Origin of the sequence: Paenibacillus xylaniclasticus, from assembly GCF_004001065.1 — a bacterium.
Lineage (GTDB): Bacteria > Bacillota > Bacilli > Paenibacillales > Paenibacillaceae > Paenibacillus_T > Paenibacillus_T xylaniclasticus.
Genome location: NZ_BIML01000006.1, coordinates 307993 through 330768 on the forward strand (window position 1 = coordinate 307993; position 22776 = coordinate 330768).

Annotated in this window: 23 protein-coding genes, 2 pseudogenes and 1 riboswitch; of the genes and pseudogenes, 4 read left to right on the plus strand and 21 right to left on the minus strand. The window is 49.1% G+C overall.

Features of this window, described 5'->3' with window-relative positions; all coding sequences use genetic code 11:
* Positions 1-22 precede the first annotated feature (22 nt).
* Positions 23-1585 (minus strand): glycoside hydrolase family 43 protein, encoded by a 1563-nt coding sequence (locus PXY01_RS10395; RefSeq protein ID WP_127569780.1) that lies wholly within the window; start codon positions 1583-1585, stop codon positions 23-25.
* A 254-nt stretch (positions 1586-1839) separates the two neighbouring features.
* Between PXY01_RS10395 and PXY01_RS10400 the strand changes: the two genes are divergently transcribed.
* A complete protein-coding gene (locus PXY01_RS10400; RefSeq protein WP_127569781.1) occupies positions 1840-2037 on the plus strand; it encodes a hypothetical protein in 198 nt (65 codons plus the stop codon).
* A gap of 72 nt (positions 2038-2109) precedes the next feature.
* Here the strand turns inward: PXY01_RS10400 and PXY01_RS22330 are convergent, their stop codons facing one another.
* Both PXY01_RS22330 and PXY01_RS10405 read right to left on the minus strand, forming a co-directional pair.
* A complete protein-coding gene (locus PXY01_RS22330; protein WP_164744377.1) occupies positions 2110-2271 on the minus strand; it encodes a hypothetical protein in 162 nt (53 codons plus the stop codon).
* A gap of 82 nt (positions 2272-2353) precedes the next feature.
* Positions 2354-3343 (minus strand): hypothetical protein, encoded by a 990-nt coding sequence (locus tag PXY01_RS10405; protein ID WP_127569782.1) that lies wholly within the window; start codon positions 3341-3343, stop codon positions 2354-2356.
* Positions 3344-3533: 190 nt separating this feature from the next.
* On the opposite strand from PXY01_RS10405, the gene PXY01_RS10410 reads away from it, so the two are divergent.
* Complete coding sequence (locus PXY01_RS10410) at positions 3534-4286, plus strand: hypothetical protein (protein WP_127569783.1); 753 nt, start codon at positions 3534-3536, stop codon at positions 4284-4286.
* Positions 4287-4423: 137 nt separating this feature from the next.
* Here PXY01_RS10410 and PXY01_RS10415 read toward each other — a convergent pair whose 3' ends face one another.
* The 11 genes from PXY01_RS10415 to PXY01_RS10465 all read right to left on the minus strand — a co-directional run bounded on the left by PXY01_RS10415 (position 4424) and on the right by PXY01_RS10465 (position 15746).
* On the minus strand, positions 4424-5311 hold the full coding sequence (locus PXY01_RS10415) for a DNA-3-methyladenine glycosylase family protein (RefSeq protein WP_127569784.1): 888 nt from the start codon (positions 5309-5311) through the stop codon (positions 4424-4426).
* A 164-nt stretch (positions 5312-5475) separates the two neighbouring features.
* The gene (locus PXY01_RS10420; RefSeq protein WP_127569785.1) at positions 5476-9435 is read right to left on the minus strand and encodes a hypothetical protein; all 3960 of its coding nucleotides are present in this window, start codon (positions 9433-9435) and stop codon (positions 5476-5478) included.
* A gap of 285 nt (positions 9436-9720) precedes the next feature.
* Positions 9721-10302 carry a DJ-1/PfpI family protein gene (locus tag PXY01_RS10425; RefSeq protein ID WP_127569786.1) on the minus strand — a complete coding sequence of 194 codons (582 nt, stop codon included), beginning with the start codon at positions 10300-10302 and terminating at the stop codon, positions 9721-9723.
* A gap of 68 nt (positions 10303-10370) precedes the next feature.
* Positions 10371-10449, minus strand: a riboswitch (ZMP/ZTP riboswitch).
* 162 nt (positions 10450-10611) lie between these two features.
* On the minus strand, positions 10612-11418 hold the full coding sequence (locus PXY01_RS10430) for a phosphotransferase family protein (protein ID WP_127569787.1): 807 nt from the start codon (positions 11416-11418) through the stop codon (positions 10612-10614).
* Between the two features lie 30 nt (positions 11419-11448).
* Positions 11449-12162, minus strand: coding sequence for a YhfC family glutamic-type intramembrane protease (locus PXY01_RS10435; protein ID WP_127569788.1), 714 nt, complete (start codon positions 12160-12162; stop codon positions 11449-11451).
* Positions 12146-12739, minus strand: coding sequence for a helix-turn-helix domain-containing protein (locus PXY01_RS10440; protein ID WP_127569789.1), 594 nt, complete (start codon positions 12737-12739; stop codon positions 12146-12148). Before PXY01_RS10440 ends, PXY01_RS10435 begins: the two co-directional genes overlap by 17 nt.
* 73 nt (positions 12740-12812) lie before the next feature.
* Positions 12813-13355, minus strand: a complete 543-nt coding sequence (locus tag PXY01_RS10445) for an RNA 2'-phosphotransferase (RefSeq protein WP_127569790.1) — start codon at positions 13353-13355, stop codon at positions 12813-12815.
* 56 nt (positions 13356-13411) lie between these two features.
* Positions 13412-13768, minus strand: a complete 357-nt coding sequence (locus PXY01_RS10450; RefSeq protein WP_127569791.1) for a hypothetical protein — start codon at positions 13766-13768, stop codon at positions 13412-13414.
* 696 nt (positions 13769-14464) lie between these two features.
* Positions 14465-14812 carry a hypothetical protein gene (locus PXY01_RS10455; protein WP_127569792.1) on the minus strand — a complete coding sequence of 116 codons (348 nt, stop codon included), beginning with the start codon at positions 14810-14812 and terminating at the stop codon, positions 14465-14467.
* Between the two features lie 85 nt (positions 14813-14897).
* Complete coding sequence (locus tag PXY01_RS10460) at positions 14898-15116, minus strand: hypothetical protein (RefSeq protein ID WP_127569793.1); 219 nt, start codon at positions 15114-15116, stop codon at positions 14898-14900.
* A gap of 150 nt (positions 15117-15266) precedes the next feature.
* The gene (locus tag PXY01_RS10465) at positions 15267-15746 is read right to left on the minus strand and encodes a hypothetical protein (RefSeq protein ID WP_127569794.1); all 480 of its coding nucleotides are present in this window, start codon (positions 15744-15746) and stop codon (positions 15267-15269) included.
* A gap of 548 nt (positions 15747-16294) precedes the next feature.
* Here PXY01_RS10465 and PXY01_RS10470 point away from each other — a divergent pair.
* Positions 16295-17038, plus strand: a pseudogene (locus PXY01_RS10470) (IS256 family transposase).
* Here PXY01_RS10470 and PXY01_RS10475 read toward each other — a convergent pair.
* The 4 genes and pseudogenes from PXY01_RS10475 to PXY01_RS10490 all read right to left on the minus strand — a co-directional run bounded on the left by PXY01_RS10475 (position 16986) and on the right by PXY01_RS10490 (position 20293).
* Complete coding sequence (locus PXY01_RS10475; RefSeq protein WP_127569795.1) at positions 16986-17609, minus strand: pentapeptide repeat-containing protein; 624 nt, start codon at positions 17607-17609, stop codon at positions 16986-16988. The pseudogene PXY01_RS10470 and the gene PXY01_RS10475 sit on opposite strands and share 53 nt — an antisense overlap.
* Positions 17610-17620: 11 nt before the next feature.
* The gene (locus PXY01_RS10480) at positions 17621-18010 is read right to left on the minus strand and encodes an ADP-ribosyltransferase family protein (RefSeq protein WP_127569796.1); all 390 of its coding nucleotides are present in this window, start codon (positions 18008-18010) and stop codon (positions 17621-17623) included.
* Positions 18011-18152: 142 nt separating this feature from the next.
* Positions 18153-19391, minus strand: a complete 1239-nt coding sequence (locus tag PXY01_RS10485; RefSeq protein ID WP_262385135.1) for an IS110 family RNA-guided transposase — start codon at positions 19389-19391, stop codon at positions 18153-18155.
* A 124-nt stretch (positions 19392-19515) separates the two neighbouring features.
* Positions 19516-20293: pseudogene (locus PXY01_RS10490) on the minus strand (recombinase family protein).
* Between the two features lie 170 nt (positions 20294-20463).
* Between PXY01_RS10490 and PXY01_RS10495 the strand changes: the two are divergent.
* The gene (locus PXY01_RS10495; RefSeq protein WP_127569797.1) at positions 20464-20670 is read left to right on the plus strand and encodes a helix-turn-helix domain-containing protein; all 207 of its coding nucleotides are present in this window, start codon (positions 20464-20466) and stop codon (positions 20668-20670) included.
* Here PXY01_RS10495 and PXY01_RS10500 read toward each other — a convergent pair.
* The 3 genes from PXY01_RS10500 to PXY01_RS10510 all read right to left on the minus strand — a co-directional run.
* The gene (locus PXY01_RS10500) at positions 20633-21493 is read right to left on the minus strand and encodes a replication initiation factor family protein (protein ID WP_127569798.1); all 861 of its coding nucleotides are present in this window, start codon (positions 21491-21493) and stop codon (positions 20633-20635) included. The two genes, PXY01_RS10495 and PXY01_RS10500, sit on opposite strands and share 38 nt — an antisense overlap.
* Positions 21494-21959: 466 nt before the next feature.
* On the minus strand, positions 21960-22364 hold the full coding sequence (locus tag PXY01_RS10505; protein WP_127569799.1) for an Imm7 family immunity protein: 405 nt from the start codon (positions 22362-22364) through the stop codon (positions 21960-21962).
* Positions 22365-22388: 24 nt separating this feature from the next.
* On the minus strand, positions 22389-22776 hold a 388-nt coding region (locus tag PXY01_RS10510; RefSeq protein ID WP_281277875.1), incomplete at its 5' end, for a restriction endonuclease fold toxin.

The following is a 22776-nucleotide window of genomic DNA, read 5'->3' on the forward strand; positions in this document are numbered from 1 at the left end:
GGACAATCCTCATTAAGCTCCGCTAAGACAGCGGTGTATAGTCCAGCCACTCTGCATATGCCACCGCAGTAGATGGCGTTCCATTACCTGTCGCATACAAGCCGATGCATACGCCTGTGAAGCCGCCGCTTACTTCCGAGGACAGCACATCCGCGAGCGCTTGTGCAAGCTCATGCCACGTACTGCCGTCGGCCGACCAAGCGAAACGGTACGTATAGGCATCCGACGTAATCGCTAGTCCGATCCCTCCACTAACCGAATCAAGCAATTGCTTCGCCGCAACAGTCGTAGAACCGTTAGACGTAAGCGACACGATGATATAATCAGCGCCGCCTTCACGGCGAATACCGATCTCATAGTGAGCTTTCTCATGAAGACGAGCAGACAGGCCCGCTTCCTCTCCATCTCGAACTGGTTCGAACGCCACACGCGTCTCCGCCTTCATCTGTACGTGCTGCTGACGAACGCCGACGAACACCGTTGGGGCCGCATCGCTCAGCGTGTAGGAATGACCCGTCAGCGCAAGCGTTCCAGGCCGCTTCGTAAGCGACATTCGTTCCTCATCGAACGTACGAAGGGCCGCCCACCGTGGACTTAACGACTTGCCGTCGAATCTCTCCCGGTAAGCCCCTGAGCTCAACAAGCCGTGCCGCGATACGAGTCCCGCACCTCCTGCGAGAATTTCGACATTCATAATCGGTTGAACAGTGCCCTCGTTGTTATCGATCATAGGCCAGCCATCCTCCGTCCAAATGACCGGCGCAAGGAAGGTCTCCCTGCCAAGCACACTGTATCGGCTGTCCACCGGACGTACGCCAAGGAACAGCGCCCACCAGTTACCCGCCTCATCTTCGATCAGATCGGTATGACCGAGGTTCTGCAGCGAATGATCCGGCAGCTTATTGTGAGTTAGAATCGGATGGTCAAGCAGTTCGAACGGACCGGTCGGATACTCGCTCCGAGCTGCCAGCACACGATGGTCACGACCCGTGCCTCCGCACGCGCAGAGTAAATAGTAAATACCATGAATACGGTACAAATGCGGCCCTTCCGTCCATACGCCGCCGTCTCCGCGGCATACGACGACCGGCTCGCTCAACGCTTTACCCGTCGCGATGTCGATTTCGTAGGTGATAATATGCGACTCCAGGTCAGCGCCATTCTGAACTGTCACATATACTTTGCCATCCTCGTCGAAGAACAGCGATGGGTCAATATTGCCGTATGGAATGCGGATCGGGTCCGACCATGGTCCTGCCGGATCAGTAGCCGTTACGTAAAAATTTCCTATGCCGTACACATCAGTCGTAATCAAATAGAACACACCATCATGATACCGAAGTGTCGGAGCATAAATGCCTTCCGAGCTGTTGCGTTTCGTCATGTCTACTTGGCTGCTTCTCGTCAGCACATGCCCGATCTGCTCCCATTCGACTAGATTGCGGCTGCGAAAGATCGGGACCGCCGGGAAATACTCGAAAGAGCTAGTCGCCAAGTAGTAATAGCCATCCACCCAAATCACACTCGGGTCCGGGAAAAAGCCCGGAATGACCGGGTTTTCGTATTTAACTGCTATACTGTTCATTACTGCGTCTCCTCCGGTCACAATGTTTTGTGTTTAACCCTCACCCTATTGTAATCATAAATGAGAAAGCGCGCATAGCTTAACCCGGTGAAATATAGCTTTTACTTCATAAAATTAAGGATAGACCTAATCACAGCTAGGTCTAAAGAAGAGATAGAATGGCGATAAAGTCATAATAAGAGCTTCATCAGCCTATTTACGCCGTCGCTTTCCCTCGAGCGGGTGCATAGGATGGATGGTCGAGGTGAAAGAAAATGCACAATCGAACGATGCGCAGCCTGTTTCAGCAGTACCAGCACGGCGAAAGCCTGCATGCCCGCTCCTTTCAGGAGCTGAGTCGTCATAAGCTGGACATTCGTCAGCCCTCCGAGCTGATTGCGAACTCGCCTGTTCTGCAACGAATAATCCGCAAGCACTGGCATTCGTTAGTCGAGCCGTGGCTTCGACGATAGCCTTGTCCCCCTATATCCAACAAAAAACCTCCGGCCGCATCAAGCTTAGCGACTTCGGAGGTTCAACTCTCATTATCGAGACGCGTATCGTTTCACTAGCGGGTCGTCTTTCTCTACTTTCACATTCCTCATGGCATCCTTGGCCGTCTTCTCCGGAACGCGGGGGCCGGACAGCACAGCGGATGCGCGTCTAATGACTTCAGCTGCATTAATGGGCTTCCTCTTCTTGTTCAAGCTCCGATCCCTCCATTCTTTTGGACCATATTGTATTAGCTTCCGGACAAGCCGGTCAACCATTGCAAACAAAATTTACTCTCTAGGACTCTGGATTTTCCGACGAGTTGGGGGATGGGTTCGACGTTGGATTTGGATTCGTAGCAACGACCATCAGCTCGATGGATTCGATATTCGTGCTGATGACATTATGGAGTAAGGGCAGTACATGCTTGTCGAACGCATCGAACTGCGTCGCATAGCTGCTCAGTACTGTAAGCAGAAAGTTTGTTTCATTAAGTGGATAATAATATACCATTCGGTTCGGCTTGAACGGATGATCGGTCTCCGACCTGTTCCAGAGCGAGGAGTGACCGGTTTCCTTCGAGTGCTGTGCCATCGGCGCATATTTGGGAGGAATTTCGTCCTCATAGATTTCGATCGTAAAGCCGGCGTTGAACGTATCTCTGTACGCCGCCTGAATATCGTCTAACAGGACACGCAACACGTCAGAGAACGTGATGACGTTGCCGTGCATACAGCTCAATGTTTTAATAAATGCATCTCTGCCCGTCAGATATTCCATCAATGACGCTTTGGACGTCGTAATAATCGCTTGCTGAATCGCTGCACGCTCGCCCTCGACCTCGAATTCCACGTTAAAAAACTTGAACCGCTTCAGTCGCAGGAACGCAACGGGCACGACCAGAAACAGCAGCACCCAGACAAACAGATAGAACAGGCTACGAAAAATAACCCGATTGACAGGCGATGTCACGATCGGTTTAATTACAAGCGTCGTAATCGTATTAGGCTCACTGCCTGCGCCGGTACCTGTACTCTGCACGGCAGGCGCTGCCGGCATGGGAGCGGCTGCTGCGGGCGTCGCTTTTGTGATCGTCGGAATGGATTGCATGGCAGGTTGTGCATACGGGTGTTTCAAGGTCCAGATCGACCATGCACCGTGCATAACGATGAGTACGATGCCAATGACGTATAGAGCTTGCATATATTTGATACGCAAGAGCCAGTCTTTTACCCCATGCCATCCCTCCATATTCCGGTTGTGATCCGCAATAAGTATGGTGAGCATGCTCTTGCTTCGCCGGAGCGGATTGCCTCATTTTACCTGACCACCATGAGTTTACCATCCGAGCGCGCCAGCGTCATGATACATTCGTCACATTCCGAGGCGCGGTTCGTGTCGATTCGATGACATCGCACCTTTGGGCGAATGCCGCATACGATATAGAGCTATTACATCTCGAAAGGATGCTGCTTGAATGGGATGCTCTTGTCAAGCTCCGGCCGCCCAAACGGTCGTGTATGACCCGCGTTACTTCCAAATGCAAGTTCCTGTACAGCCTGTACAGCTCGTTTATCATCCGCAGCTCGTTCAGCCGATACAGCAGGCACAGCCGGTACAGCCAGTACAGCCTGTTCAGTACGAGAACGTGCCGGTTCAAGACGACAGGACCTTATTACCTTTGCCGGGCGGGATTCCAGGTATCGGCGGGGGCGTTACGCCTACACCAGGCGGCCTGCCGGGCTTTCCAGGATTACCAGGCCAAGGCGGCGGCATATTTACCCCGCAAGGCGTGCCAGGACAGGGCGGCGGTGTGCTGCCTGTGCCAGGACAGGGAGCCGGCGGTGTTCCCGCACAGCTGTCGCAAGCGAACCTGCCTGCGGTGCTCGCTCAATATCCCCGCCCAGTAGGCCAGCCGCCGGCGGAAATGCTGTTCCTGTACAATTACTTGCGAAGCAATCCGCAAATGCTGCAAGCATTCATCCGCCAGCGGCCGCAGACGCTCCAGCAAGCCGTACAATTCGCCCAATTCGGCACAATGGGGCCTCGCGAGGACGAGGACCGGGTATTGCCCGGCTTCTGCTACAACCGCTGGTCGCTCATATTCACCTTTAACAACGTCTTCCTCATGTTTCCGGTCGCTAACCTGTTCGGCTTCGTGATCGGCCACTGCTTCCCGCTGACGCCTTGCATCATCCCGGACTTCACGATTCTGTTCGCTTTCTGCTAATGCCAATAACCCATATGAAACAGCGCTGTCGCGTTTCATATGGGTTATTGGTTGTAGTACTCTGCTGCGGGCGCTGTTGCATTAGACTACAGGACCGGGCTCGACTGCGCGGATAGCAGCACATTAACAAGACTACTTCAATACGTCGTGCGCCACATATAGAACGTCGCATACGACTCCCAGCCCGCCCAGCCAGCAGACAGCTCCCGAATTTGCTTCACGGATGGCTTCTCCGAGAGGCCCAGCCGCTGCTTAATCGCGATATGCAAGCCGGCATCGTCAATCGGAAAAGCATTCGGCATCCGCAAGCAGCGCATCAACGCATAGTTAGCCGTCCACGGACCGATGCCGCGAATGCTGACGAGCCGCCGCTCTGCCTCCTTCAAGCTTCCAGCCGCCCGAAGCGACGACTTCGTCAGCTCGCCGCTGGCCATAAGCTCGGCTACCCCGATCATATATTCCGCTTTGCGCGTCGTAATCTGCAAAGCTGTCAGATCCTCGACGCGAAGCTCTCTCACCCTTTCTGGTGTCGGAAACAGATGAAGCGTCCGCCCCTCCCACTCCAGGTGGGAGCCGAACAGCTCGACGAATCTTTTTTTCAGCTTGAACGCGAATTTCAAATTGATCTGCTGCCCAAGTATGCCCCAGCACAGCGCCTCGAACAGATCCGGGATGCCGATAAGCCGAAGCCCCCGATAACGAACGACCGCTTCTTGAAGCAGCAGATCCTTCTCCGCCATTGCGTAGAACGGGGCCAAATCTGTGTCCGTATCGAACCAATCCCGCACATATCGAACGATCCTATCCCGTCCTTCGGTCGAAGGCTCATCCTTGAACCGTAGCCGAATATGCCCCTCATTACCATCCGTAATTTCTACCGCATGCCTCTCATCTCCCGCTTCGATCCAACGGTACACCCGCCCCTCTTCTACCTGAAACATGCTTTCGTCTGCAGAACGAGTCAGATAACCCAAGTTTTGCTCAAACGAAAAATACGGCGGTATCTCAATCCGAGCCTCGTTCATCCCGTCATTTCCTCCCCTTATACAAATGGCTCCCGTACATCCGCAGCATATCGATACTCACGCTTCATCCTTTCCACATTCCCCCCCATTCAACCCAATATGAAAAAGCATCATCGCGCCAAAAAGGCACGTCCCTCCCCGATCGGAACGTGCCTTCACAACTTTTAGAATGTCGCCGTAATCGCCCCTAAGTAATTTGCCTTAAAGTTCGACAGCGACGTGCTCATCGTCTTGATTGGATTCGCCCAAGTCCAGTAGTCGAACGTAATTTTGTCATTCGCCTCATCGACTGTAATCGGGCTTTCGAGCGTAATGACGTGCGTGCCGTCGCCTGGCTGCAGCAGCGCCGTGCGAATCCACAACACAATATGATTGTTCGCCGTCTTATTGATCGCTTTAATACCGGTAATACTCCGATCTTCTTTAAAAACAGCGTCGGTATAGAAGCCCGTTTTCTTATACCATTCGCACAATTCTTTGGTCGGCGTCTCCATCGCTATATCTTCATCCGGCGCGCCCTCATAATCGAAGAACCAGTTCTCGCTGTCGCGCAACGCCGACATGAGCATCCAATCGGCCTGAGGCGGCATATTCGGCCATTGGCTGGCAAGTGCATTATAGTCGGCATTACGAAGATCATAATCCGGTGCAACCTTCAAATTGCCCAGGAATCCAATGCCGCCGCCATAAAGCGCCTTGGCGAACGATTCGAACTTAGCCGGCTCCTTCTGGATGATATGATGATAGAAGCACGCCGCTGTGCACAACCCGATTCTACCTTGATTGAACAGGTTAGCGTTGTTTTTCAGCTGCTCGATACGCGTCAGCACCTGCGTCGGATCGAGCTTCGGCCACGCTTTGCGGGCTTCCAGCGGCGAGCTTGCCGGAGAGTCCCCTGCGCTGCCGTTAATCGCGCCCGATACTTTATCGAGGAATTGGCTGACAACGCCGGACCTCGACTGACTGTCTCCCCATGTCGCGGCAAGCGCAGCCGGATTCTGCGAATAGCCCGCGCCTCCGCCAGCTGGCGTTCCGCCGGAGCTTGAACCGCCGCCGCTAACTGGGGCGACGGCGCCCCCGCCTCCGCCGGATGCCCCGCCGCTCGCGGCGCCATTTTGACCCTGCGTCTTATCGAAGTAGTTGATTTTGGCGCCGTCCTGCGAATGATTGCTGCCGCCGCTGATTCCTCCGCCGCCTCCGCCTGCAAGACCGCCGGAATAGACGGATGCGGCCGTCTTCGCGAGGCTCGTAATCATCTCGGCTGCGATGCGCTGACGTTCCGTATTCGCCTTCAATAAATTGTTCATGTTCTCTCCCGCTTGTTGTCCTGCCGTCGCCGCGCCAGCGCTCGTCGCCTGCAGCGCGGCCTGCGCCAATCCGATCGTTCCTTGAAGGCCGCTCATGTCGCGGAACAGATTGCCGTTCTGAATCGCAGCCAATATCGCCGCCGTTCCGGTCGGATCTGGAAGTGAGGTTGGCGACGTGATGTTGATAATTGGATTGCTAAGCTGCCCTGGCTTGACGTCCTCCGGCATCGCGCGGCTGCCCGTCTGAATGGCAGCAATCTCCATCGCCTGCAGCGGAATCGGCGAGTCCTGCCAGTTCCAGAACCGCGTAATGTCGAGCTTCTCTGCGCTGTTCGAGCGCCCAAGCACCGCTTCGGCGAACGTGCCGCCCGACGGCAGCGGAATAATATCTTCCTTCGCATGCCCCAGATGAATGCCGTGCTCGTCGAGCCACTTGGCCCACTCTGGATCGTTCACGCTGTCCGTGTTCATTTTGAATGCGAGGTAGTTGCCGATGTACCGGATCGGGCGCGGCTCTACGACCTGCGAGACGGGGACCATTTTCCCTCCCACTTCTACGCCATAACCGGCAAGCAGGAACGCAAGCTGCGTGCTGTCCAGCGACCGGTAAACCGCTTGGCTGTAGTGCATCCGATTCTCGCTTAGATGCTCCTTCAAATTCGCGTCGACGCCGCCGAGCTTAATCTGAACGACGGTCGTCTCACCAGCAGCGCCTTTGTACACTTTAAACAACGGCAGCTCGAACGGAAACCGGACGCCATTGCGGTTAAGCGTCAGCACGACCCGCACGGACAAATCCGCCTCCGGACTGCTGCCGATGACGCCAATCTGGCTCACGTCGCTCATATCGAGCGGATGCGCCGAATCGACCGTCGTGACCGCCTTGCCGGACAGCGTATGAAATACGGGCGCGAGCGGTGTGCCTCCGGCATTCACAACGACGCCTTCAATCGTCACATCGGTCGGCAGATACGTCGATGCGCTGTTCGAGCGAAGAATGGCGCGGTTCAACAGTCTAGATACACGAGCGGAATGCTCGATCGTCCACAGCGCATCATTCACCTGCTGGAAAACCGGCAGCGTGTGCGACAAGCTGAACGATGGCATGTTAACGGCCATCGCCGCATTCAGCTGAGCTTGTGCATCTGTGCTGTCGCCCTTCATCAGCGACAGAGTATTGGCCGACGTCGATGAAGTTGACTGCTGCGTTACAGCAGGCTGAGTTGTCGATCTCGTCGGCTGGGTCGTAGTTGTTGGCTTCACCGGATAGCCGGTGCGGGAAATCGACGCCTCGCGCAGCAGTACATTAATTCGGTTATTAATATTAATGAAGAACGTATCTTGGTTCGGCACAATCTCCAGCACATCGAGATTAATAAGCGCCTCGCGTATGGAATAGGTCAGAGCGGCCCGCGACAAAATGCTCCGGAAGCGCCTGACGAGCGCATCCTTATTAAAATCAATCAATTCAATCGGGATGAACACGACCTTATCGGCTTTGACAATAGCGGTCTCAACCCGGTACACCTGTACGACCTCGTAATATTGGATCGTCAGCGCATGCATATGGTTGTAGTTCGCGATCACTCGCGTACTTACCCCTTCATGCTCCGACTGCGACACTTCCTTCACAACCGACGCGCGGCGGCTGCGGCTGCTATGAGCATGCTGATGCGTCCTGTCGTTTACGTTCTGCAGCATCGTGCTGCCAATTTCACGGTGACCGTATGAGGTGGAGTAGCTTTCCGCCGCTGAGGTCGTGGAGGCTGTGCTGCTCGTCTGTCCAGCCGAGCCGCTCGGTCCTCCGAACAAGCCGCCGAGCGGCGCCGACAGCTCTTCGGCAGAGGCAGTTGCTTTTGCACTCGAGGTACTCGTCGCATTCGTTTCGGAGAACCCGCTCTGCGCCTCGCGAGCAACCGCCTCCGTCACCTCGCTGATCGACCGGTTATGCGTCGTATCATTCGTCAGATCGTCAACCTCGCTAATGGTCTCCGTCTCGCCGGCCCGGCTTCTGCGCGACCAATCGATGACGGCAATCCGCGTGCTTTCGCCCGGTGCCAGCGCCGTGCTGTGCAGCAGCTGACCGAGTGTAACCCCTTGTGCGTACCAGGATTGATTGAAGGTCAGCAGGGCGCCGAAGGCAATTTTTTTGAACCCTGCATCGCCTGCCGCCAGCGCACCGATATCAATCGGCTTGAAGCTGGGACTAGCGATGTCGATCAGCTTTTCATTATCGTCATGAATTTGATCCATCAGAAGCGTCGTATATTGTACACGCTCGGTCGGATATTCCCCGGTCTTCGGAAGCAGATCGGCTGGACGCTCGGGGTCGTAGTTCGGAGCATTCTCCGGAAAATAGACGACATTCAGCAGCCTCAATGCCGCCCGGTAAGGTGGATACAGCGCGAAATCCCGGATCGTCGACACATCCAGCACCTGCTGCAGCCCAGCTGCTTCGCTCTCCGGGACGCCTTGCAGCGCACTGATCGGGAGGAACTGCAGCTCGTTCACTTTCACACCAGCTGCTACCGATTCCCGTACGAGATCAGCTGTCGGCGTTCCATGCTGACTCAGCGCGGAATGAATATCCGAAGCCGCATTCAGCAGCTTCGACGCGGCATCGAATACGCTCGACGTCGCCAGATCGAACAGCGTGTTGATTTCAAGCAGCTTCAGCGCGTCCGCCGCCTTCTGGCTCACACCAAGCAGCACATGCGGTGACAATCGCAGCAGTTCTCGAATCGGAAGATTGCGGTACTCCGTGCGGACCCATTCAAGCAGCTCATCGGATGCGTTCTGATTGATAATCGAAACCATGACACCCTCCTTAAATGATGAATAAAGCACTGCCGAGTCCGCAGTCCTACACGCATTCTCCGCAATGCGTTACGTATTTTGTATCATAGCGCTTACAAAGCAACAAGCTACGTTCGACACAATTCACCCTAACATCTCTGCCTGTTCTCAAGGTCTATCGACCCATATCTTTGGTTTCGTTTCTACATTCTTACATATGAAAACAACAGAATAGGCTGTCCCCTGTTACAAGGAACAGCCTTACGATGTTATAGATTTTCGCTAAATGTTACCTATTGCAGCTATTCAATCGGTTGCTGCTCCCGGGCGATAATACGGATATTCCATCCGCTGCTGCACCTGCCTTGCAACGTCTGCTCCCGCCACCGATTCAATGAAGTAAAGCCCCAGATCGATCGAGGCCGACACACCGCCGCCCGTAAAGACATTGCCGTCCCGCACATAACGCTCCCGCACGACCTCGGCACAGTATGGCTCAAGCAGCTCGTAAGCTTTCGAATTCGTCGTCGCCCTTCGTCCTTCCAGCAGCCCGGCTGCTCCAAGCAGCAAAGCTCCCGTACAGGCCGATACATGGTACTCGGCATTGCGCGCCGTACGAATCCACTCGATGAACGGCTCGTCGAAGCGGAGCTGTCTCGTTACGAATCCGCCTGGAACGAATACGAGGTCGAACTGCGATAGATCCGGCTTCACTTGATGCGCCTTGATCGTCATCCCCCGGTCATCCGTCACCTGCTCGCTCACCGCGCACATTTGCCAAGATAGGTTGTCATCCACGCCTAGAACGCCGAGCCATGTTACAACCTCATAGAATCCGACAAAATCCAGAGAAGTCAAACCGTCAAACATTACGAACACCATTTTCATTACGCTTCACCATACCCTCTCCTAATTATGATGAAAACAAAAAAAAGCATCCGATCGTGTATGATCGCATACTTTGCCCAGGCGTACGGCGAATATCGATGTGCTCCCTCATGGTTATCCATGTTTACGCCAGTAACACACCGTTTAGTTCTAAACTCACTATATAGCGATTAATGGAAATTTACAACACCTAAATTACAATTTTTAAACAATTATCCATTGCGCGAGTAGACGATTGTAACATTGTCATCCACACAGCAAGCCTCCGTCCTCTGTCAAACGGATGGAGGCTTCTATGACCCGGCACTACTACGCTAGCTCCAGCTGCTTCAGCCTGCTGTCGATCATGTGAAGCAGCCACTGACGTTCGCCGGGAATATTCTCTCTAAGTCTCGCTGCCGCAACCGGCAATATCCAACACTCCAGCTGCTCCTCACTAGTTCCGGTCAACCGAAAATATTCCTCCAAATAAGTACGGTTCAGCTTCTCCTTCAACTGCCTAAGCATCTCAGCCGGAATATCCGTCGGATTATATGGCGTCTGAATCATAAGTGACGTTCGGGTGACATCTCCCATCGGATCGCCGATGTTGGCATCGACCCAATCGATCGCGTACGACCGATCCTCCGTCATCAGAATGTTGTCGGGATGAAAATCGCCATGGCATATCGAGTCGCCTCCCGGCAGGCTGAGCAAATAGCGGCATATCCGCTCGGTCCGCTCCCCGAGCACCGATTGCGACTGGCAGATGAAATTCTTAAGTCGTTCCTTCTGCCTGGGAAGCTGCGTCGTCCTGCACTGGTGAATGCTGCTGTGCAGCCGGGCCATTGCCCCCGCATATTCCTCAATCCTCTGTGGGGAAGCCTCGATCAGCTTCAGGAGAGAGACGCCTATAATTTTCTCATAGACCAGCCCTCTTCTGCCCTCAACCTCTACATATTCCAATGCAGCCGGGGCATGCACTCCCGCTTCCTGGATCGCTTGATTTATGCTTGCTTCCTGATGAATCCAATCCGTCTGGAACCAATCGTTATACAGCTTCACAACGCGGCGGCCTTCTCCCCATTCGTAGACGTCCGCTGTCATTCCTTTGCCGATTAATGCGCCTTTGCTCAATACAGCACCTCTCTATTGCAGGCTCTTTTATTAACCTAGTATAAATTGGAAATAAACACCTAGCAATAGCAGCGCACAGCCAACTGCCGCAACAAATACACTCGACCTCAAGAGCGACTTCGCCGCTAACCGGACCCCGATAAAATTAATGGCGCTGTGTACCGGGATCAGAGCAACGACTGTCCATGGTTCGTACGCGACGATCAAAGTCGCGCCGATATGGATGGCAGATGCCCATATTCTCTCCAGTACGCCCCATAGCGGGCTGCTCTGAATATTGCCGCTAGCCTCCAGCATTTGCTTCGCCTGCATCGCTTTCTCGTCCGTGCGATTGGCCAGCGATCTGATCGCCACAATATTAATCAATACGAACAGCACTTCAACCGCTGCCCACCCTTGACCGACCGAGAGCGCCCAGGTTGGGCCGAAAGAAGTGAGCGCGAGCAGCACAAGACGCACCGATTCCTCGGTTACACCGGAGCTGGCGACCATGATCGTCTTGGCCCGCTCCTGCGGCATGTTCATCACCAGCGCGCTAATCGGTCCACGCAGGAACAGAGCTATCACCCAGCCCAGCGCTCCTAGACCGTATGCCCCCCACTCCACCTCGTATCCGGCTATCCAGAATGAGACAGCGAATAATACAGGCACTGCGATATACAGCGGGAAGCTGAGTATCGCCTTACGGGATGCGTTCGCAAGCTTGTCATCAAAATGCTCGTTCCGTTCAATCGCCGTGCTCATCGTTTCCATCTCCTTCATGGTCATGTTGATTGGTCTGTGTCGTTCCACTACGGGCTTCCGGAATGACGACCGTGGAAATCATCCGCAGCCTTCTGCCATCTGACGGGCCGTTGTCTGCATACTGCTTCATTCGTTCCCGCTGCTCCGTCAGCAGCCCAATGTATTCTTCGTCCGTCAAATACAGCTCGACCTTACGGAACGAGATGCCATCCTCCTTCAAGTTGTACTTCTCCTGATTGACATAAGCACCGAAATCCCCAAGTAATGATGCAACAAACTTCAGAAACAGCTCCATATGCTTGGCGGAGGACGCTTCCGTCACATCATCCGGCGTCAGTTCGGCTGCGTTGGCAGCCAGCGCATATACCTTCTCTTTCGTCCCTCGAACTCGACGCTCCTCAACGACATGAATGAGTCCCGCCTTCAGCAGCGTGTTCAAGTGCCGGTACAGCGTCGCCTGCGGAACGCTGGGCAGCCGTTCTGCCAGCTGCAGCGTCGTCCGATTGTCCGACAGCAGCGCCTGAATGATTCGCATCCGAATCGGATTCAGAATAAGATCGGCTTGTGATTGTTCCATGATTAACTCCTTTATTTCTATTGTTATCGTTATTGATAATGATAACGATTGTGTTGAAGGAAGTCAAGGGTTCTTATAGCTGAGAAATATACGGACCAGGAACGTAATCCGCTAACCAAACAACATCGTTTCCTCGGTAAAATCTTATGCCACTTTCATTTGAAGCCTTCTCCGCCTGAATCACTAACAGAGCAGGCATTGAATCTTTACGTTTTCCCACCAATTTAGCCGTATCCAGATCAGCGGACAAATGAACATATTGCCTTGCCATTGGTCGAAGCCCATCTAATAAAATGTGTTCCACAAGATGTCTCGCCGTGCCATGATAAAGTATTGAGGGAGGAGTATCCACGTCCTTCCGTATTTTTTGAGGAACAGAGTGACCATATAATGCTCTTATCTTGCCATTCATCATCTCATGCCGCTTTTTATCCGACACCTTAATCATCATGCTTAAATCATGCTCGTTCACAAGCTTCCACTGATTGTCAAAGCGTAATGCCTGTAACAACTGTTCTACGTCTACCCAACCTTCATGATCTAGCTCTAACTCGTACTCCCAAGGAGCATGCCTTAAGGCATAAGAGACCTCTTTACTAAGCTTAGAATAGTCCATAGTTAGCCTTCTTTCTTAATAGAATGCCTTGAGGATTCTCAAGGTCTTAAGAACTTTCACTTTTCAGTTGGCTTTTTATTCATGTATTCATCGTATGCTTCTTGTATCTTTTCTTTGCAGACCTCTTTCCAAAGTCTCTTAAGCTCATTAACTTTGCTCTTAGCATAAACTTCTGGCTCCATCTCCCCACCAAAACCTATCCAAGAATCATCTTTTACATTTCCGTTTTCACCCGAATAGGCTATTTCATGCGGAGCAGGAGTATGCCCAACATACGAGCAATCGTTTTTCAAACAATGATAGCCAGGATTTTTAACTCCATATGTGCAGTACTCAGGAACAATCCCAACTTTTAGACCCTCATCCAAACCATTCAAACAATGTACTTCAACGATAACATGCGTAAATGGCACAACAATCTCCTCTCCTTCTTGGTTAACTCTGATGTTTCAAATCAATCTCTGTAATAATAACTTTATCATCTTTGTAATCATTTGTTCCAATTCTCCATTAAAGAATTATTCGTTAAACCAGTGCAAAGAACTGAACGAATCATCTACTTTATCCAAAAGAATAGTATTTGGATTCGGTATCCAGCTTGTTCGACTCATGCAGGTGACCCTTACGCTCTATAAACTTTTTTATTTACAATAAATTTCGTGGCAGGTCAATTTCTTCTCTTTGTTTTAGAGTAAACCAAACTGCATAAGGAATGCCGGAGTTATCAAAGTCGTCCTTAAGAATACCATAGATTTCCTTTAATCCGAAATTTCCTGCTCCCATACTCGGTTTTCTGTGTCCAATTTTAAATCTAACATCAGGATGATCAAACGGGGGTTATAAGGTTTCCATCTCAGTGGGGCGTGCCGCCCGATTCATTTGGTACTGGATGGCATAGAAAAAGCCTTGGAGTATCGAAACTCCAAGGCTAGATGAAATAATACTACGACGATATTATTTTCTTCAGTTCTAAAACAGCATCACTCATAATCCATTGTTTTTCAACAATTAGCTTGATGACCCTTTACGACACATTAAGAATGAAACTGCTTAATGCATGACTATCAACGTTAATAGAATAGATTACTTCCTCACCATAAGCTTCTTCCTTAATCAAATTCAATCATTTCATCCACAGCATCTCGAAACCAATCCCAGAAATCGGCATACTCTTTTCTTTGCTCGTAACCAGAGGAAGCAAAATCATGGATGACTTGTACTCTTTGCCCTTTTAACGGTTCAAAACAAGCCAAATCATCGTTATCTAACTTTCTCGCAAATGGAATTAGTTCTCTTGAAGGGTATCGCTTCCTTAATCCCTCTATTCTTGAAACAACCTGGTCGCAGTCCATCATACGCCAAGGGTCAAGATTAACCAGATTTAGCCTGACTACTTTCAAAAGAGATTCCGGATAATTGAAATCATATGGTGATTTTGAAAGAGATTTAAAATCCATATTTATTCACCGTCCCAACTTGTGATATTTGAACCATTTGGATACGTCGTTCTGTAGGAAGAATTTTGGTTGTTTATTCTGTTTATCACTGCTTCTCCCCATGTTTTTGGTACTTGACCGCTTTTAGATACAAATCTTTGTGCAACATTCGCCGGAATTGGGTCACTTGCATTGTGCCAACAGCTTCCACGTTAATCCCAGCGTTTCTGGCGGCAAGAACCCTAGTGTTATCAACAGTTGTTAATTTCCCATCAGGCATTTTAACAACGTCGATAGGAGAACCCTGCCAACCATTCGCTTTCATGCTATCTGTTATTTCCTTAGCACCATTTACAGAGCTTTGACTGAACCTAATCTCATTGGGGTTAATGGATGTAACTTTTCCCGTCCCCTAAGTTGTAATCTTAAACTGGGGAATAAAGAAGGTGGCATTGGGTTCTTCCAATTACCACCATTATATCAGCTTGCCTGACGCTCTGTTGGAGTTGCCGCCGCCCTGTTGAGCTTTTTTATCATAGTTACGACAAAACGCATGGTCTTTGCTTTCAAACTTCCGCCCCGTATTAGATGCAATAAATACATTGCTCATTGGATACGGGAAATCATAGGCTAACTCACATCGAGAGAAGGAAACCTTCTGCGTATGACTATACAGAACATCAAGCAGCCGTTGAAACTTTACCAAGTGGTCGGGATGGGTTTCGATTTGAAGGCTGTACTTTCTCGATTTCTTCTGCCGCCAAGGTTGATACCGTAAATACAGATACGCATCATCAATACCCAGATTCCAGTGATATACATAGCCTTTGTGTCGTATTGCAGGTCTAATATCAAACCAATCTCGAAATGAAAGTGCGAGTTGATTGTAAAACTTGACCGTTACACCATGGTATTCAACTGCAATTTTATCTATGGAAAGTTGTACGTTTTTCATGTGTTCCCCCACTGGCAAAACTTTTGACGGATTTGCCGCTTGTATTATAGGAATGATGGAATCGGTGACTAGCCTTTCACACATGACCTTCCCGTTTGTTCAGATATGTCCTGACAATATAGTGGTCGGACTATCCGATATATTAGTTGCGATGTTCCTGACACTATATCCATCGCTATATCCTTTCGCAAAGTTGCGATTATTTTCAAAAACCTGTGAGAAAACGAAGATAACAAAAAACAGGTCTATCATGGAGGCATCTGACCATAATCGACCTGTTCAATGTAACGGAATAGCGTTATCTAGGTAATAAAATTAAAGCGTTGATGTGCGTACAATCAAAATGACGAAATCTTCATACGAGTATTACATGGGTTATATTTGTTATTGGCTGAATGGTAATTTCATTCGTCACCCCCCTCCAAAAAAGAAACCTTGAAAGGCACGAAGCCAATCAAGGTCTCCGAGTCTGTAAAATAGTTTGTGTAAACTCCAAAACCTACTAAAATGAAAATATATAGAAAGGTTGGAGGAGAACACATGGGACTGTGGACGAAGGAGCAGCTGCGAGCGTTTATCAAAGAGAGAAACTGGTCACGGCTCAAGATGCGCAGAACGCTTTGAAGGATCTCTTTGCCGAGACGATCCAGGAAATGCTGGAGGCCGAGATGGACACGCATCTTGGCTACGAGAAGCACGAGGTGAAGAACAAAGCAACGACCAATAGCCGAAACGGGAAAAGTCGTAAGACGGTTGTAAGTGAATACGGTGAGCAGGAGATTTCCGTTCCACGCGACCGTAATGGTGAGTTCGAGCCTCTTGTGGTGAAGAAGCATCCGACCAACGTAACCGGCATTGAGGACCAGATCATTGCGCTCTATGCCAAAGGGGTAACGACACGGAGATTCAAGATCACCTGAACGGGCTATACGGCATCGACGTTTCGGCTACTCATCTCCAATGTCACCAATAAGATCATGCCGCTTATTAAGGAATGGCAGAATCGGCCGCTGCAGAGCGTATATGCGGTTGTCTTTCTCGACGCTATCCACTTCAAAGTGAAGCAAGAGGGTGCCATTGTCAACAAAGCAGCGTACATGGTGATCGGCATTGATCTGGATGGAAATAAGGACGTACTGGGCATGTGGATGGGTGAGAACGAGTCCTCGAAGTTCGACCCATATCCTCCACCTCGTTCTCGTTTCTCCCAACTATACCTTTACATTTGGGGTACGACAACTATTCTGACAGAGGGGGAGGGGCTACTTGATTATCTTGTAACCATTTTCTAGCTTCTTCACCTACTAAAATATTTGGTTGTTCTGGCGTCCCAATATTGATACTTTTTATAAAAGCCTCTTCTAGCCCCCGAATCCCTGTTAATTTAGCTCCTTTTAGCAATACTCTTTCAAACGTAGCTAGCCGCACATCAGCATTAAACAATATTGCATTGCGAAAATCCGTTTCATCAAAAAGACCAGCTACTAAATTAGCATCTGATAAATCAGCTTGAACAAACACCGTCTCAATACATTCACTATCAGCAAATCTAGCAGCTTTAATATTCGCATTTGTGAAGTCCACATACGATACATTAGACTTACAAAAGTCTGCCCCCTCTAAATTTGTAGATATAAAAGTTGATGAACTTAGTAAGGATGAAGAGAAATCTTTGTGGTTTAAGTTCATTCCATCAAAGATACAAGCTGTTATATATGCTTGGTCTAATGGGTATTTTGACAAATCCACATTTCGCAAATCAATTTCATCTATACCGAGTTTTTCGCCTTGTTCTCCAATGGTTTCAATCCAAAGACGGTGTAATTCTAATCGAGTCATAATTTCTTTGATATCAGTTGTCATACCTAATCCTCCTATGGATACCAAATAATCCTATCCGATACTCCAGCTTTTTCAATTGCCTCTTTTAACTGTTCTACATGTTCAGGAGCCATCTCTCTTGTATCCACAATTACATTGTAATTTTTATCTAGTTCTTTATTAATTGCCTTCATCCCGTTATTTACTGTAAATGCGCCTTTCTTGGGTGAAGTATGACCATTTGGATAAGATACGAAACTTTTAACGTCCCATTTAACGTTATTTGTTGTATCAATAAATTCTGCTCCTCCGTTTCCTTGCGGGTCACGTACTATCTTCCCTAGTTTTCCTTGTTGTTCCAAATCTGGTCCTATCTCTCTTTCTTTCAAACCTTGATCCCTAATTTTACCGCCATGTGAAGGATCGCCTGCTAAATCATCCAATTCCTTTTGCGTCCTGCCACCCGTATAATTCCCAGCCTTATCAAAAAGGTTAGACTTATTACCTTGTCCCGTCCCCTAAGTTGTAATATTAAACTGGGGAATAAAGAAGGTGGCAACTGGTTTTCCAATTACCACCATTATATCAGCTTGCTTGGCGTTCTGTTAGCGTTGCCGCTCGATACTCTGTCTTGTGCTTCACCATGCTGTAAATGATATTTACAAGCCTTCTCATGACGCATATTAGGGCTTGCTTCTTCGTCTTGCCTTCTGCTAGCTTGCGTTGGTAATACTCGTAGAATGCGGGATTCCTTTGCTTCTTATTGTCACCTTTAGCCACTTGGATTTGCTGAACGGCAAGGTTATGAAATATGGCGTTCAGTACGCGATTTCCTTGTCCGCTTGCTTGGTCTTTGCCCTTGCCGCCCGAGCTAAAGCGGATAGGAGCAACACCTGCAAAACGGGCTAGCTTATCAGCGTTGGAGAAACGGCGTATGTCTCCGATTTCGGCTATCAGTTCCGCCGCTGTAACGGTACTGATTCCATCCATCGAATCAAGCTTATAGTCCGTTTCAGACAGTACCTGACGAAGCTGTTCTTCCGTCTGCTTAATCAACTCTCTACTCCGCTTCATATCCTGCACCATGTTCACGACAAGGAAGTCTCTTGATGCTTGGTAGTTCCGCTTCGTCTCCCCGTCTTTCTTCACCAGTTCCAAGATTTCCTCTGCCTTACGAGTAGAACAGGTGTTATGGCTAGCTTTACGGAGATAGACCGCAAGTTCCTCCGCCCCCACCGATTCTAAGTGATGTGGAGCAGGGTACTTCTCCCAAAAGGCAAGAGCCGCCTTACCGTCAATATCACAGAAGAACTTCTTGTATGACGGATAGTGATAGCTTAACTGCTGATGAAGCTGATTCTTTAGCGTAGCGGCATGTTTGACGATAGAGTTCCGTCTTGCCACCAGTTGCCCGATTGTCCAATACATATCCTGCGGATTCGCATCCGGCAGGTCATCGAGCCTTGCAAACAGAACCTTCGCAATGCAAAACGCATCCCAACTGTCGCTCTTTTGGGTCGTTGCATTACTCATACGTTCATTGTAGGACAGAGCGGAATTGACTTCTTTAACGATTTGATTCTTCTCGACAAGGTGAACGGCTAATGCTCTGCCGTTACCGCCCGTATCTTCTAATCCATAGACAGGGGTCATTTCTTTTGACGTATGCTTCTTGACGAACTTCATCAAGTCGTCAAAGGCAGATGGCTTATTCTCGATTTGGATTTCGCCTAGCCGCTCATGCCAACAGTTGATGATAACTGCTGTATGGTGGGCTTTATGCAGGTCTAAACCAACGTAAACATGACGCATTTTGTAGTGCATAAAAGAAATCACCCCTATGTACGGATTGTTAGTCGGCGTGATGAGTAATGAATGGGGGCAACCTCAGTTCAAGCGTTAACCTTTCGGTTCGCAACGGGACGCAAGCCTCTCCAATCAATACTTGTCACAGTATGGCTTCATGTAAGCCATCAGCTTCTATATTTCCATAGCGGTATGTGCCGCTATAAAAATCACGTTTGTCCAAGATTCGCTTGATTTGCACTTTTGTAAACAGTCTACCTTGTTGCGTTGTAAAGCCTTCTTGATTCAAATTCTCAGCGATTTGGGTCAGCGTCCATGATGGATACTGCTCCTTTAGCTGAAACACTCTGCGGACGGTTATGGCTTGCTTCTCGTCCACTTGGATGCACTTCTGACCTTTCTTTGCCTTGTAACCAAAGGTGGCTCTCCCTCCGGCATAGCCGCCCTGCTCCGCTTTCTTGTACCGCCCCCTGCCTAGCTTGAGGGCGATTTCGAGCCGTTGGTACTGGTCAAGCAGTTCCATCAAGCCGTTAATTAGGAAGTCATTCGGGTCTTTCTTGTAAATGCTGTAGGTCGGTTGTTCGATGCTCCGAACATCAACCCCATGCTTCTTAAACTCACGATGTACCAACACTTTCACAATGTCAGACCGCCATAAACGGCTTGTGTTGAGGACGACAACTGCATCAATGGTTTGGGTAGACAGGGCGGCTAGCATGCTCTGAAAGCCAGCTCTGTCCACTTCAAGGGCTTCTTTCATCGACTTTCGCCCCACTAATACCTTCATCGCTGTATATGTTCATCAGATTCCATCCTTGCTCCTGACAATAGGAGCGGATTTCATCCTGTTGGTACGCTAAACTGAAACCATCCTTGGCTTGTCCACTCGTTGACACTCTGACATAACCGATGACGTTCATGCCGTTCCTCTCCCCCCACCGTTACAGAAATCTCAATTTTTGTAACGGTACTCCGTAACATACTTCGATTATATTACGGTATACCGTTGCACACAAGAGATTTCAGGTGATAAGATGAAAGAAATCCACATTATTTCGTAACTGCATTGCGTTATGGGGGGGGGGACACTATGCCAATCCGGTTAAGATTAAAGGAAATCCTAGAAGCACAAGGTATCAGTCAACGTGAACTTGCACGAAGGATGAACATAAGACCAAGCACGGTCAGTCATCTTTGCTCCGATAAAGTCAATGCGGCATACTTCGATACGTTGGAGCAGATTTGCAGAACGCTTAACATCAGCCTGAACGAACTTCTTGTAATGGAAGATGACTAACCTTACCTGATAGAACGGCACATGGAAGCGTTATTGCTTCCTGCCATTGCTCCGCCGCTAGTACATTCAGGTCAATAACATCCTGCGTTTTCATCTGTTCCTGAATTTGCTTGCGGTAGTAAGGGGTTGTGTCTTGTGGTAGAAGTTCTCCTTGCTGAATCTCCTGAACAAGTCGCCCCACCTTCGGGGCAAACTTGGACAAGTCCGTCAGCACAGCACATAGATACTTACTGTTAAACTGCGGCGGATACTGGGCTAGTGAAGCAATCGGTATCCTAAGCCCCTTCGGAGCATATACAATCTCTATCCTCGTTTGCTCCCCTATAATTTCCTGCCGCCTTGTCTCCGACAACTGACGTTTCTTGTCGTACACCCGACAATAACCGTTCTCCCTACGTTGGTGTCCCCCGTTGTAGTAACGAGTTCCCCGAAATAGCCTTAGCTTGCGCCCTGTCAGTGACAAGGTAAACACATCCTTGATGTTGTAAGGAATGTCATATGCAACATCACACCGAACGAACAGGACTTCCTTGGCTTTTGTCTGAATCTGCATCAACCAATCCTTGAAGTATGCCAATGACTCAGGGTACGCTTCGATTCGTAGAGTGTGCTTCCTAGACTTGGGGGCAAAAGCCAACTGATAGGAGATATGCAAGAAATGTTCTCCGGTATTGATGTTGATATGATAGATAAAACCCTTCTCCTTCGTATACATCCTGACTCCGTAGAAATGACATATTCGGAGCATGAAGGGATTGAAGAAATCCCAGTATACTCCTGTGAAGTCAATGACAATACGGTCAATGACAGTGACCCCGTTCATGTGCCGCCCCTCCCGATTTTTTCATGAATTTCGGGCTATATTAGAGGGGCAGGTGGCTAGCCTTTAACACATGACCTTCCCGTTAATAAATGTTCAGTTAAGTCCTGACAATATAGTTGTCGGGCTATCTCAGTAAATCGTTGCGAACCTTCCGACACTATATCCATCGCCCTATATATTCGCAAAGTTGCGTTTATTTTGAAAAACCTGTGAGAAAACGAAGATAACAAAAAACAGGTCAATCATGGTGGTATCTGACCATAATCGACCTGTCCAATGTAACGAAATAACGTTATTTAGGGTATAAAATTCAAGCTTTTATGTGCGTACAAATGAAATGATGAAATCTTTATACGGGTATTACATGGGTTAGATGTGTTATTGGTTGAATGATGAGTTCATTCGGTACTGGGTAGCCCCCAATTAGTTGGCGACCACCCTAATCACTTTTAAAGTTTTGATAATTCTAAAATTCAGAGTCATCAGCTACAACAGGTATTAATGGCGACAAGAATGGGTCGTCTTTTTCTTCAATGTTACCCCTCGCAAGAACGTAAACTTTAAATTCATTAAAATGTTTTGGGTGCTCATCATTAAAAACATAGAGCATTCCATATGAGCCAGGCGCAAAATCCCCTACCTTCTTCATTATTTCCACTGGATGGAATTTTGATGAAGGCTCACGATTCCATAAGCCCGTCATCCAAAGATGATATTGTCCATTTATCGCCTTCATCTCTAACACATCTACATTCGGTTGCAAATCCTCGATAAACTTTTTGATTGATTCAAAAATATTTTTTTCTCTTTCGTTACTAGTTTCTTCACCAGTACTTTCTGAAACGACCGCCCAACCGTGATATTGATACATACTTAGCACCTCTCTAGTCCTTTATTAAAATGGCGAGATGTCAATAACAATCTCAACATTATATCTCTTCTCGTATTCCCTTAATTGTCTAATTACTTTATCAGCAGGTGCAGTTTCAAAATGAAAGTAAGCCTGCCTACCTGTTTCAATAGCTGCTTCAATGGTTGCCTTCGCCTGTTCCCTAAATTGGGAACTCAGACTATTCATTGAAGTTTTGGTCTGACCAATGTACTGGTCAGAAATCACATCAAATTCTCGACCTTTGGGGTCATTATTGAATATCATTCGAGACTGTCCACCAAGTTTTTTTGCAAGCAAATCTGCACCTGCATCTTCTTTAGCCGCTTGCCTCAGTCCACCTGAATACTGGGTGTAGATACCTTTACCGCTAATTAATCTAGAAGCAGCATCA